11 protein-coding genes are annotated in these 12,746 nt (G+C 41.7%); 9 read left to right on the top strand and 2 right to left on the bottom strand.

The genetic code is table 11. The annotated features are described in order from the left end of the window. Positions 1 to 190 precede the first annotated feature (190 nt). On the top strand, positions 191 to 577 hold the full coding sequence (locus MTN96_RS16225) for an MmcQ/YjbR family DNA-binding protein (protein WP_013464512.1): 387 nt from the start codon (positions 191 to 193) through the stop codon (positions 575 to 577). Positions 578 to 663: 86 nt separating this feature from the next. On the opposite strand, the gene fadJ is transcribed toward MTN96_RS16225, so the two are convergent. Together fadJ and fadI are read right to left on the bottom strand one after the other, a co-directional pair. Next, entirely contained in the window at positions 664 to 2,856 is a 2,193-nt protein-coding gene (gene fadJ, locus MTN96_RS16220) for a fatty acid oxidation complex subunit alpha FadJ (RefSeq protein WP_069440260.1), read from the bottom strand. Continuing rightward, positions 2,856 to 4,166, bottom strand: a complete 1,311-nt coding sequence (fadI, locus tag MTN96_RS16215) for an acetyl-CoA C-acyltransferase FadI (protein WP_013464510.1) — start codon at positions 4,164 to 4,166, stop codon at positions 2,856 to 2,858. The genes fadJ and fadI overlap by 1 nt, the downstream gene beginning before the upstream one ends. Before the next feature lie 330 nt (positions 4,167 to 4,496). Between fadI and MTN96_RS16210 the strand changes: the two genes are divergently transcribed. Genes MTN96_RS16210 through MTN96_RS16175 form a run of 8 tightly spaced genes read left to right on the top strand, consistent with a single transcriptional unit; the run spans position 4,497 to position 12,713 of the window. Then, on the top strand, positions 4,497 to 5,453 hold the full coding sequence (locus tag MTN96_RS16210; protein WP_013464508.1) for a MoxR family ATPase: 957 nt from the start codon (positions 4,497 to 4,499) through the stop codon (positions 5,451 to 5,453). A gap of 3 nt (positions 5,454 to 5,456) precedes the next feature. Next, on the top strand, positions 5,457 to 6,401 hold the full coding sequence (locus MTN96_RS16205; protein ID WP_248532226.1) for a DUF58 domain-containing protein: 945 nt from the start codon (positions 5,457 to 5,459) through the stop codon (positions 6,399 to 6,401). A 3-nt stretch (positions 6,402 to 6,404) separates the two neighbouring features. Beyond that, positions 6,405 to 6,839: a DUF4381 domain-containing protein gene (locus MTN96_RS16200; RefSeq protein WP_036983210.1), complete on the top strand. Its 435-nt coding sequence runs from the start codon at positions 6,405 to 6,407 to the stop codon at positions 6,837 to 6,839. Beyond that, entirely contained in the window at positions 6,832 to 7,815 is a 984-nt protein-coding gene (locus MTN96_RS16195) for a VWA domain-containing protein (protein WP_069440262.1), read from the top strand. The genes MTN96_RS16200 and MTN96_RS16195 overlap by 8 nt, the downstream gene beginning before the upstream one ends. Beyond that, positions 7,815 to 9,713 carry a VWA domain-containing protein gene (locus MTN96_RS16190; protein WP_069440263.1) on the top strand — a complete coding sequence of 633 codons (1,899 nt, stop codon included), beginning with the start codon at positions 7,815 to 7,817 and terminating at the stop codon, positions 9,711 to 9,713. Before MTN96_RS16195 ends, MTN96_RS16190 begins: the two co-directional genes overlap by 1 nt. Beyond that, positions 9,707 to 11,350 (top strand): BatD family protein, encoded by a 1,644-nt coding sequence (locus MTN96_RS16185; RefSeq protein WP_069440264.1) that lies wholly within the window; start codon positions 9,707 to 9,709, stop codon positions 11,348 to 11,350. Before MTN96_RS16190 ends, MTN96_RS16185 begins: the two co-directional genes overlap by 7 nt. Positions 11,351 to 11,403: 53 nt before the next feature. Then, positions 11,404 to 11,961: a sigma-70 family RNA polymerase sigma factor gene (locus tag MTN96_RS16180; RefSeq protein WP_069440265.1), complete on the top strand. Its 558-nt coding sequence runs from the start codon at positions 11,404 to 11,406 to the stop codon at positions 11,959 to 11,961. Further along, positions 11,961 to 12,713: a DUF3379 family protein gene (locus tag MTN96_RS16175; protein ID WP_010391327.1), complete on the top strand. Its 753-nt coding sequence runs from the start codon at positions 11,961 to 11,963 to the stop codon at positions 12,711 to 12,713. Before MTN96_RS16180 ends, MTN96_RS16175 begins: the two co-directional genes overlap by 1 nt. The last annotated feature ends 33 nt before the right edge of the window (positions 12,714 to 12,746 follow it).

The raw sequence follows: 12,746 nt of genomic DNA, 5'->3' as shown, positions 1-12,746 counted from the left end.
TGAATTCCTATTGTTTTTTTGATTGCGAGAAACATACCACGAAACTGATTTTGTTCAACAATAAAGTGATATGATTAGCTTCTTACTTCGTACTGACTCATAAATCTGTAATTTAGACTTAAACTCGTGTTATTTAGTAGCAAAAAGCTGCTATGGTAAAGTTATCGATTATGACCTCAAGGAATGGCTCATGAACCAACAAACTGTACATACCTATTTAATGAACAAGCCGTTAGTTAAACTAACCCAGCCTTTTGCTAAAGATGTTGATGTGTATAAAGTAAACCATAAGATGTTCGCCACCCTTGCACTGAGCAATGAAGGTGAAACCGATGAAAACGGCGAACCTATTTGGTGGCTAAATTTAAAGTGCGACCCTGATGAAGCGCAATCATTACGAGATATTTTCCCTGCCGTTATTCCTGGTTATCATATGAATAAACGCCTTTGGAATACCGTGATTTTAGATGGCTCAGTACCACAGGGTGAAATTGAGCGTATGATTGATAACTCGTTTAATTTGGTGGTCGACAATATGCCAGATAAAGATAAAAAGGCCATTGAAGCGTTACTGTAAATAAGCGTCTATATCTCTATATTTACTGATAATCAAACATAAAAAAAGCCGCATAATTTGCGGCTTTTTTACGTTAACTTAAAACATTAATCTTTGTGCTCAGTTTTCTCATTTTGAGTATCAGTCGATTTATCATCTGCCTGTTCTAACTCAACTTCAGCTGTTTTAGCGGCTGTAATGTAAAACTTATCGCCTTTATCAGCCATTGCAACCAGTGATTCACAGGGTGCAAAAATCGCATTGCTGTTAGCCAGAGTAGACATATCAGAGCTAATTTTACCTGCGCCTAATTTATCCATATAGCTAAACGGGCCACCTAAGAACGGTGGGAAACCAATACCAAAAATAGCACCAATATCACCATCACGTGGGCTGGCAATAATATCGTCATCTAAACAGCGAACGGCCTCATTAAGCATTTGTGAGATACAACGCTTAGCAATTTCGTTTTTATTTAGACGTGGAGCTGGGGTTACACCTAGTAGCTCATAGACTGACTCATCAACCTTTTTGCCTTTCTTGTCGTATTCATAAAAACCACGACCCGTTTTACGGCCTAAGCGCTTTGAATCAATCATGCGCGAGAAAGCATCTGGGCCTTTAAAACGCTCACCCAATTCTTTTTCAAGAATTGGCGCGATTTTAGAACCAATATCAATACCGACTTCATCAAGCAGTGCCAACGGCCCTACTGGAAAACCAAACTCAACTAAGGCTGCGTCAATTTTTTCAATTGGCTCACCGGCAAGCATTAAGTTTGCCGCCTCATTCAGGTATGGCGCTAAAATACGGTTTACGTAAAAACCGGCCATGTCTTTTACCACAATTGGCGTTTTACCTTGCTTACGCGCAAAGTTAACTACACGAGCAATCGTTTCTTTTGAGGTGCCTTCGTGAGGAATAATTTCTACCAGTGGCATTTTCTCTACTGGTGAGAAATAATGTAAACCAATTACATTTTCAGGGCGTTCTGCTTTTGCTGCAATTTGCGAAATAGGTAATGACGAAGTATTACTTGCGAAAATAGTATTCGCTTGGCAATGCTGCTCTACATCAGCAACCATACCTTGCTTCAGTTCTAAATCTTCAAATACGGCTTCTATCACTAAATCTATGTGTTTAAAACCGCTGTAATCGGTAGTGCCGGTAATGCGGTTCATCGTTAACTGCATATCGGCTTTAGACATAATACGGCGTTTAAGACGCTTATCTAAAATTTTGTATGTGTAGTTCATGGCATTACTTATGCCCTGCTCTGCCACATCTTTAATACGCACCGGCAATTTAGCTTTAACCGCACTCACATGGGCAATACCTGCGCCCATTAAGCCACCACCTAACACGGCAGTTTTACTAATCGCGGGAGCATCATCATTGCGCCATTCTTTTTTCATTTCAGTGGTTGCAAAGAAAATGCCGCGCAGTGCTTTAGACTCATCACTCATTACCAATGTGGCAAAACCTTCTGCTTCAGTTTTATACGCTTTCATTTCGTCAAGCTCTACGCTTGCACGTACCGCTTTAATAATTGCAAGCGGCGCAGGGTAATGACCACCGGTTTTTTTAAGAACGTTTTCTTTAGCTTTTTTAAAGATAAAGTTACGGCCAAACGGGTTTGATTCTAATAACTTACTGATCTTATCAAGTTTAGGCTCTTTAGCTTGTGGCTTTTTCTTCGCCGCAAACTCTTTAGCCACTTTTAACAGTACGCTTTGTGGTACACAATCATCCAATACACCGGCTTTTTTAGCTTGTTTAGGACGAATTTGTTTACCGGTTAGCATCCACTCGAGGGCTTTTTGAATGCCCACGATTTTAGTTAAGCGCTGTGTACCACCACCGCCAGGTAATAAACCTAGTTGTACTTCTGGTAAACCAATTTTTGTTAAATCGCTATCTGTACCTACGCGGTAATCACAGGCTAAAGCAAATTCTAAACCGCCACCAAGTGCTGCGCCATGTATAGCACTAACTGTGGTGTACGGAAGCTTTTTCATATCAAAAAATGCTTGATGGCATAATTCGCTAATAGCTAATGCATCTTCACGCTTTTGCACGTTGTCTAGCATTTTAACATCGGCACCAGCAATAAAGTTATCGCTTTTACCGCTAATAAATACCATACCTTTAACTGCGTGCTCTTTAGCTTGTGCTAATAATGCTTTTAAATCATCAGCAAAGCTATCTCGCAGGGTGTTCATTTTTTCACCCGGTACATCAATTGTCACTACGGCTATTTTGTTATCATCAACCGTTAAATTAAATACTGAATCTGTCATTACGCACTCTCCAATACAAAGGCTGCACCTAAACCACCCGCAGCACAGGCAGTCGTTAACGCTAAACCACCGCCACGACGCTTAAGCTCGTATAAACTTTGTGTAATTAAACGCGCGCCGGTTGCCGCAAATGGATGACCATATGCAAGCGAGCCGCCGTTCACGTTAAACTTATCCATGTTAATTTCACCTATGGCTTTATTACGCCCTAAGTGCTCTTGTGCAAATTTATCTGAAGCAAACATTTTCATATTCGCTAAGGTTTGCGATGCAAACGCTTCATGCATTTCAATAAGGTCTAAATCAGCTAACGTAATACCCGCTCTATCAAGTGCGATAGGCGTTGAGTGAGCCGGCCCCATTAGCATGTCTTTTTCTACGCCAATGGCTGAGAACGCAAAACTACGCACATAACCTAAAATTTCATAACCCAAAGCTTTGGCTTTGCTTTCGCTCATCATTAACACTGCTGCTGCGCCATCAGTTAGTGGGGTTGCATTGGCAGCAGTGACTGAGCCGTGTTGACGGTCAAATACTGGCTTAAGCTTGGCGTAACCTTCAACCGTTGAGTTTTTACGGATATTATTATCTTCTTCAATAAAGCTTTTATAAGGCGGTAAATGAGCCGTCATTACTTCATCTTTAAGCTTGCCATCAGCCCAAGCTTGCGTTGCCAGAGAGTGAGAACGATGCGCTAAAGCATCTTGATCTTCACGGCTAATGTTATGGGTTTTAGCCATTTGCTCGGCTGTTTGTCCCATTGATAAACCCGTTGAGTACTCAGCAACCGCTGGCGGCACTGGCAATAAATCTTTTAAACGTAGTTTTGAGAATATTTTTAAACGCTGACCAAGCGTACGTGCTTTGTTTAAATCAACTAAGCTACCCGCTAATTTTTTACTTACACCAATTGGCAATACAGACGATGAATCGGCACCACCGGCAATTCCTACGCTTACAGAGCCTGCCATAATTGATTCGGCAACGTTTGCTATCGCTTGAAAACTCGTCGCACACGCACGCGATACAGAGTATGCATCAACCGATACTGGCATCCCAGTACCCAATACAATTTCACGCGCAATATTTGGCGCTTCTGGCATTTGTACTACTTGCCCAAAAACCAATTGATCGATTTCTGACTTGTCGAAATTTAATCGCTCAAGCATTTCATTAACCACTAGCTTACCCATATCCAATGCTGGTACATGGTGGAACGCAGTCGCTTGCTTAGCAAAAGGAGTACGTAAGCCGCTTACGATGGCAATACGGTCGCCTTTTGGTGTTTTAAGTATGTTTTGCTCAGACATTTATTATTCTCTCCCGCTGACAGGTCAGACCTGTATGTTTTCTCCGATTCTAAACAACCCGTGTGATAAAGCCAATAGATAAAGGTAAATAAATACAAAAGCGCCATTGTATATCACTACATACATTGTATGAGGGTAATACAATAGGCTTTTTTAGCTGGTTTTACAAAGTTTTATGTTAGGCTAAAAAATCGTTAAAAAATAACGAACTATTTCTAAAAAATCAGTCTAACTCTTGAGTTATCCACTTATAAACCTTATAACTAGCTCAGTATTTGTTACCTAACCAATTTAGGTATTATTTAAGCTGACGAGGACAGTCCACTTATTATGGCAGCTAACGCATTTTCACAATTAAAAACGTACTTAGATACACAAATCATTGGCCAGCCAGCGCTTACTCAAGCTCTTTTAATTGCTATATTAGCCGATGGCCACTTACTTGTTGAAGGCCCTCCAGGGCTTGCAAAAACACGTGCCGTAAATGCGCTTGCAAAAGGTATTGAAGGGTCGTTTCAGCGTGTTCAGTTTACCCCAGATTTATTACCAGCCGATGTGACCGGCACCGATATTTATCGCCAACAAACCAGTGAGTTTGTGTTTGAAAAAGGCCCTTTATTTCATAACCTTATTTTAGCGGACGAAATAAACCGAGCACCAGCAAAAGTACAATCGGCATTATTAGAAGCGATGGCCGAGCGCCAAGTCACGGTAGGCAAAAACACCTATCCACTCAGTGACCTGTTTTTAGTGATGGCAACACAAAATCCGCTTGAGCAAGAAGGTACTTACCCGCTACCAGAAGCGCAATTAGACCGTTTTTTAATGCACCTAAGTATTAATTACCCAGGTGCTGAGCATGAGCTTGATATTTTACGTTTGACCCGTGGTGAAGCACTTAATGATGAAGCCCCAGTGCTTGAGCAAATTTCACAACCCGATTTGTTTGCTGCGCGAAAAGCAATTTTAGGTCTGTATTTGGCCGAGCCATTAGAGCAGTACTTAGTTCAGTTGATTATTGCTACTCGAGAAGGCGCAAACTTAGATGAGCAACTTGGCCGCTGGATTGAATACGGCGCAAGCCCTCGCGCTACTATCGCTCTTGATAAGTGTGCCCGCGCTCATGCGTGGCTAAGTGGCCGTGATTTTGTATCACCTGACGATATACAAGCTGTTGTACATAATGTATTGCGCCATCGTATTATTTTAAGTTACGAAGCACAGGCCGATGGTATTACAAAAGATCAGGTCATTAGCCGTATTGTTGAACTAGTCGCAGTACCTTAAGTTATGCAAACACACTTTGATTCTCAGGCATGGCTTAAATTAAGTCATAGCCATGGTGTTAATTTATCGCTTAAAGAGCTGATGTATTATAAAGCTAAGGCACAACTGCTTGAGCTGGCACCTAAAGTTAGAATAAAAAATTCCTTAGCAGGGCAATACCTTGCGCCCCACAAAGGCCGGGGTATGGAGTTTGCCGAAGTGCGTCATTATCAAAACGGTGACGATATACGCTCTATTGATTGGCGCGTTACCGCGCGCACAGGCGAAACCCACACCAAACTTTTTCAAGAGGAAAAAGAGCGCCCGGTATTTGTGTTTACTGACTTTTCAAACTCAATGCTATTTGGCTCGCAATTACTGTTAAAATCGGTGCAAGCAGCACATATTAGCGCCTTAGTTGCGTGGTCAGCGTGTCAGCGTGGCGACAGAATTGGCGGTATTGTGTTTAATCAGCACTCGCATTTAGAGCTAAAACCCAGCGCTCGTGAAAAAGCGGTATTAAAACTATGCCATAATTTATGCGACGCTCATCAGCAGGCACTTGAAAATATTGATAAACCCGCCAGCAATAACTTTAGTGATAACCTCAAACGTTTAAATCACTTAGCTAAGCCTGGTAGTTTGGTTTATATCGTGTCTGATTTTAACGCCTTGGATGACGCCAGCTTCAAGCAACTGGAACTTTTGGCGCGTCATTGCGAACTGATTGGGTGTCATATTAGCGACCCCTTTGAACATCAATTACCTGCTTTTAAACAAACGCTAACCGTCAGTGCTAATAATCAGCAATTTGCCCTGCCCTTAATGGACAAGAGCTTTAGACAACGATTTGCTAAAAATGCCGAGCACGCATTTAACGCGCGTATTAATCGCTTAACAAAGTCTGGACTCACCCTATTATCATTTAATGCAGCCACTGCGCTGGAACTGCAATTAGTGAGAAAATAAATCATGCAAACCTCTCCACTTGATGGTCTACACGATATTATTGCTCCCACCCAAGTCGACTGGTGGCCACTCGCTCCTGCTTGGTGGGTTGTTATTGCAATTGCTGTGTGTTTATTGTGTAGCTTAATTGTCATAATTTATAAAAATTATCGCTTTAAAAAGCCAAAACGTGATGCCATTGCATTAGCTAATCAACAACAGTCAGCGCAGCAATTACATGTCATTTTAAAGCGTTTAGTGATCACCTATTACGATCCGCGTTTAGCCGCGCAGTCAACAACGCATTGGTGCAACACATTGAACCAACTTTCAGCGATTGGCTTTAAAGAAGAAGAAATTTTAAGCCTATATAACGCTAATCAAACACAGGCAGCACTTAGTGATAAATTTCGCCAAGCCATTAAACAATTTAAACTAAAGGAGCCGCTGCATGTTTGAATTTAGCTGGCCATGGCTGTTTTTATTACTGCCGCTACCTTTAATATTGTTACTATTAAAACCCGCCGCCAATAATGCCAACACGCGTCTGCGCATTCCAAGTTTTGCATCACATAATTTAAGCAATCAAAGCATAGAGCCAAGTGCGCGTAAATTGAATATTATCGAGTGGTTGCTGTGGTTATTATTAGTGACCGCATCAGCAAATCCAACGTGGTTAGATGAGCCCATATCGCTACCCAACGAAGGCCGCGATATAATGCTCGCTGTGGATTTGTCAGGGTCAATGACCGAACAAGACATGGCTTACAATGGCCAATATGTTGACCGTTTAACCATGGTCAAAGCAGTGCTAAGTGACTTTATAGAGCAGCGCCAAGGCGACAGACTCGGCCTTATATTGTTTGGTGATACCGCTTTTTTACAAACCCCATTGACGCGCGATGTGAAAACCGTCAGTAAAATGCTCTCTGAGGCGCAAATTGGCTTAGTAGGACGCGCCACGGCGATTGGTGACGCTTTAGGTTTATCGGTAAAACGCTTTGCCAGTAAAAAAGAAAGTAACCGTATTGTGGTGTTGCTTACAGATGGACAAAACACTGCAGGTAACCTTGACCCAGAAGATGCGCTGTTACTTGCCCGTGAAGAAGGTATAAAAGTTTACACCATCGGAGTCGGTTCAGATAACCCGCGCGGCTTTAGTTTATTTAATATGGGCTCTGGGGGCAGTAACCTAGATGAGGGCTTATTGAAAAAAATTGCTGAGCAAACAGGCGGTCTGTATTTTAGAGCAAAAGATGTCGCTGGCCTGCAACAGATTTACGCTGAGCTTGATAAGCTTGAACCAATTAGTGCCGATGAGCAAACCTTTCGCCCACAAACAGCCTTGTTCTATTATCCGTTATTACTGGCCATTCTATTAATAAGTGCAATGGCATTTTTAAAAACAGTACGTGCATTGAAGGAGCCAAGCTAATGGATTTTGAGTTTATTCGCCCCGCTATTTTATGGCTGCTACTCCCTGCCCTAGGGCTGTTTTTTATTGCCATGCTTAAAAAGAAAAAAGCCCAATCGGCGCCACTCATTGCGCCACATTTAGCACAATTTGTTATGAGTGAATCAAATAATCAGGCTCGTCAGCCGCTGTGGCTAGTTGCGTTATTTTGCAGTTTAGCCATTATATTTAGTGCAGGCCCGAGTTTTGAGGAAAAGCAAGTCCCTGTATTTCAAAGCAAAAGTGCCCGCGTTATTGTAATGGATATGTCGTACTCTATGTATAGCACCGACATTGCTCCTAATCGATTAATGCAATCTCGCTTTAAAGCCCTCGATATGATTGAGTTATTTAAAGAAGGTGATACTGCATTAGTAGCCTACGCAGGCACTGCCTATGCCATTTCTCCACTGACCAATGATGCAACCACCCTTGCTAATCTTATTCCTAGTTTGAGCCCTGAAATTATGCCTGATAAAGGCTCCAACGTGCTGGCAGGTTTAGACATGGCGCAAGAGCTGCTCACTCAAGCAGGCTACCTAGATGGTGATATTATTTTGATCACCGATGGTATTGAACAACAACAGCAAAGTGATATAAGTGGTTTTACTAACAGTAGCCAGTATCGACTTAATATTTACGGTATTGGCACTGAGCAAGGTGCACCAATAAAGTTACCTGAAGGCGGATTTTTAAAAGATAATTACGGCCAAATTGTAGTGCCGACACTCAATGGTTCTTTACTCAAAGGAATAGCAAAGAATAGTGGCGGCCAATACGCTAATTATCAACCAAGTAATAGCGATATTGCCATTTTTTCACCGCAAGCAAACAGTGAAATACTAAAAAGTGAAAAACCAAATTTAGCCTTGTGGCGAATCGATGCTGGCATTTATGGCTTGCTTATTTTGCTCCCCTTAGCTCTATACTTATTTAGGCGCTCTGCGTTTATTGGTGCGGTGCTATTGCTAAGCTTTTTACCTCAGCAAAATGCCCATGCAGTAGAGTTACCAACGCTATTTAAAAATACCGATCAGCGTGCATTAGAAGCTTACAACAACCAAGAGTACCAACAAGCAGCGCAAGCGAAGTCCAACGCTCTCAAAGGCGCTGCACTTTATCAGCAAGGTCAGTTTGAAGGCGCTCTGAACGAATTTAGTCAAGATAAATCAGCTACTGGTTATTACAATTACGGTAATGCACTGGCTAAAGCCGGACAATTAGAGGCTGCTATAAACGCTTACAAACAAGCGCAATCACTGCAGTCTGATTTTACCCAAGCAGCCGATAACCAAGCGTTAGTTGAGCAGTTACTTAAGCAACAGCAAGACCAAGAAAACCAACAAGGTAATGATTCGCAAAATCAAGATGATCAAAGTCAAGATGATGCAGATAAATCAAAACAAGATCAGCAAAAAAATGGCGATAAAAATAACGCAGATAAAAGCGAAGATAACAGTCAAAACAGTGAAGAGCAGCAATCGGGTGAGCCCTCGGAGCAATCAAAAGATCAACAAAGCCAATCTGGCGAGCAGTCAGATGAACAAAATCAGCCTGACATGCAAGCTCAATCACAAAACCAACAAGACGAGAACAAAGACGACGATAGTAAGCCTCAGCAAGACGAGCAACAGAGTCAACCCAATCAAATGAATGAGCAACCGCCATCAGATGAGCAGAAGCAGCAAGCACAACAACAAGCTATGCAAGCACAGGCGGCTGAACTCACTAATGAAGAAAAAGAGAAAGCACAACAACTAAATCAGTTACTAAGAAAAGTGCCCGACGATCCCGCTATTTTATTAAGAAACAAAATGCAATTAGAAGCCCAAAAAAGACAATATCAACGCCGTCCAACAGGAGTAGAAAAATCATGGTAATGCGATTATTTTGCTGTTTATTGCTATTAACTGCCATGCCATTAATGGCCGCCACTTCATTAGAGGCAAGCGTAGATAAAAACCCGGTACTGGCAGGTGAGTTTTTTATGCTCAATATTAGCGTTGATGATTCAATCAAAGGGCAACAACCCGATACTTCAGCGCTGTTAAAGGATTTCGTAGTCGGCCCTATGAGCTTAAGTAGCCGCACCAACATTATTAACGGCAGCATTAAAAAACAAACATCGTGGTCTGTTAAGTTAATGACTCGCAAAGCCGGCGAATACACAATTCCTTCTTTTAGTGTTGCAGGGCTCAGCTCTCAACCGATAAACTTGTCGGTTAAAGAGCGAAGCAGCGATGCGGGCAAAAATGATGATATATTTTTAAAAAGCTCGCTTACAAATAACAGCTTATTTGTGCAAGAGGCTGGCGTTTACACCATTAAACTTTACTTAGCTAAAGAGCTACTTGATGGCAGCTTAAGCACGCCAAGCATGGAAGATGCTCAACTCACCCAGCTAGGTAAGCAAAGTGAAGATTATGAACTGGTTAACGGTAAACGTTATTTAGTGATCACCCGTAATTATTTGATTCAGCCGCAAAAAAGTGGTGCATACACCATTGAAGCACCGGTTTTTCAAGGGCGTGTTCAACAAAACTATCGCCAACTAGAGGTGTCGGCACTTGGCGATGAACAACAGATTGAAATCAAACCCATCCCTGAGAATTATCAAGGTGATTGGTTACCCAGTGAATTAGTAAGTCTAACCGAGCAATGGCAACCAGACGATAATACTGTTGAGGCCGGCACGCCAATAACACGCACTATTATGCTTACCGCATTAGGGGTTACTAAGGAGCAACTACCCGAAATTGATATGCCTACTATAGATGGTATTCGCAGCTACCCAGATGAAAAAGAGACTAATAATGCAGTACGCGATGGTCGAGTGGTATCACAGCAAAGCGCCTCATTTGCGCTACTACCACAAACACCAGGCACTTATACATTGCCTGAAATTACCCTGCCTTGGTATAACACCAAAATGAACCGAATTAGTTACGCAACTTTACCAGAGCGTACAATTACGGTAACACCAAGTACCACAGCGCCAGCAAACTCACTAAATACACCCGTTGAAAGTACTTTAAACAACACGGATGCAGAGCCAACGCAGCAAGCGCTCAGCGTGCAACGCCACACTAGTACGCCTCTATGGCTTATTATTGTAGCCGTATTAGGTTACATATTATGGATTGTGACCCTGGTTCTTTACTTTATGAAACGCTCAGCTAAAGAAGTGCAACAAACGACGCAAGCAAATCATAGAGGCAATCAGCAAGCAGATTTAAAAACACTGCAAATACTTGCTAAAAGCCATGATAATAAAGCATTTTACGATGCACTTAAGCTATACGCGCTAACTCGAACAGATAAAAAGGTAGGAGCTCTCACCCATTTATGCGCTATGATAAACAACTCGCAGTTCACTGCGCAGGTAAATAATTTACAAGCACAGTTGTACGGTAACCAATCGGCTAGCACTGATTTAGAAGCGATTGTTAGTTTATTAAAAAAACATCAATCGCACACAGCTAAGTCATCATCTGCGTTAAAAGAGCTATATTCTTAATAAGAATCTTAGTTACTTTTTTGGCCTATAATAATTTTAATTAAAAAGTGCTTATGTTTGGAAATAAAAAATCGAATGATCGGGTCTTAATTAATATGGCTGAAAAACAACAACGTTATGAAGCCTTGGTTCATGTTTATCATAAGGAACTCTATCGCTTTGCTTACTGGTTATGTAACGATCCGACTATTGCTGATGACTTAGTGCAAGAAACCTTTTTGCGTGCATGGCGCTCGCTTGATTCGTTACTCGACCAAAAAGCAGCTAAGCCATGGTTGCTGACCATTTTAAGGCGTGAGAATGCCAGACGCTTTGAGCGCAAGCAATTTGATTACAGTGATGTAGATAACGACACATTGGTGGATCAAACCAGCCATAGTTTAGATACAGCAATGGAACAAACCGTTATTCAGCGACAAATTTCTTTATTGGCTGAAGACTACAAGGAGCCGCTGTTGCTACAGGTGGTAATGGGCTGCACCGGAGATGAAATTGCAGATATACTAAATCTAAATAAAAATACTGTTATGACACGTTTATTCCGAGCAAAAAATCAACTTAAAGAGGCATTAAGCCGTGATGATGAACAACTTAAAGGAGCATCAAAATAATGGATGAACTTGAGTTTCGTCGCCGCACAATTGCGCAGCCAAATGAGCTGGACAAAGAGCTTCAGGAATTTGCAAACAGCAGTGCCGACAGACAACAATTTTTAAATGAAAGCAAAGCATTCGATAAACAACTCGACGACGCGCTTGATATTACTGTGCCTGACAATCTTGCTGAACGAATTATTTTAAACACCTCGTTAAAAGAAAAAGCTAGAACAGATGAACTTGAGCAAAAGGATAACGTGGTTAGTGCACGCTCATGGTTTAAGTTCGACCGAATGCATTTGGCTTTGGCAGCTTCGTTTGTGATTGCAGTTAGTGCGTTTATGTTTAGCGAAGAACAAAGTATTAATCAAACGGCTGGTGAGCATGCACTAGCCCATGTTTACCATGAAATTTATGCGTTAAATAAAACTCAACAAATTAGCATCCAAACTGTCAATGAAAAGCTGGCTTTACTTGGCGGCCATATTAGTGATTTACCTGGCAAAGTGACTTATGTTAACTTTTGCGATTTTCAAGGTGAGAAAGGTATTCATTTAGTGTTTGAGTCTGACTTTGGGCCTATGACCGTGTTTATTGTGCCAAGCGATAATCAAATCTTTGAAATTGGCTCTGATGATTTTAATGACTCTCGCTATGCTGGCCATATAAATCGTGGCAAACAGGCCGATACCGTGCTAATTGCAAGCCTTGGCTCACCAGTTGATATGTATAATGAACGTATTTCAGGTGCTATTCGCTGGCTTTAAGCCATTATAGAAACAATAAAAAACCGCAACGAG

The organism is Pseudoalteromonas sp. 2CM28B (assembly GCF_023161935.1).
Note: the sequence above shows the minus strand (reverse complement) of the source record. Positions and strands in the feature narration are given on the sequence as shown.

Coding starts and splice junctions, on each gene's coding strand:
- MTN96_RS16225 (WP_013464512.1), top strand. CDS start 191: ATGAACCAACAAACTGTACATACCTATTTAATGAACAAGCCGTTAGTT.
- fadJ (WP_069440260.1), bottom strand. CDS start 2,856: ATGACAGATTCAGTATTTAATTTAACGGTTGATGATAACAAAATAGCC.
- fadI (WP_013464510.1), bottom strand. CDS start 4,166: ATGTCTGAGCAAAACATACTTAAAACACCAAAAGGCGACCGTATTGCC.
- MTN96_RS16210 (WP_013464508.1), top strand. CDS start 4,497: ATGGCAGCTAACGCATTTTCACAATTAAAAACGTACTTAGATACACAA.
- MTN96_RS16205 (WP_248532226.1), top strand. CDS start 5,457: ATGCAAACACACTTTGATTCTCAGGCATGGCTTAAATTAAGTCATAGC.
- MTN96_RS16200 (WP_036983210.1), top strand. CDS start 6,405: ATGCAAACCTCTCCACTTGATGGTCTACACGATATTATTGCTCCCACC.
- MTN96_RS16195 (WP_069440262.1), top strand. CDS start 6,832: ATGTTTGAATTTAGCTGGCCATGGCTGTTTTTATTACTGCCGCTACCT.
- MTN96_RS16190 (WP_069440263.1), top strand. CDS start 7,815: ATGGATTTTGAGTTTATTCGCCCCGCTATTTTATGGCTGCTACTCCCT.
- MTN96_RS16185 (WP_069440264.1), top strand. CDS start 9,707: ATGGTAATGCGATTATTTTGCTGTTTATTGCTATTAACTGCCATGCCA.
- MTN96_RS16180 (WP_069440265.1), top strand. CDS start 11,404: ATGTTTGGAAATAAAAAATCGAATGATCGGGTCTTAATTAATATGGCT.
- MTN96_RS16175 (WP_010391327.1), top strand. CDS start 11,961: ATGGATGAACTTGAGTTTCGTCGCCGCACAATTGCGCAGCCAAATGAG.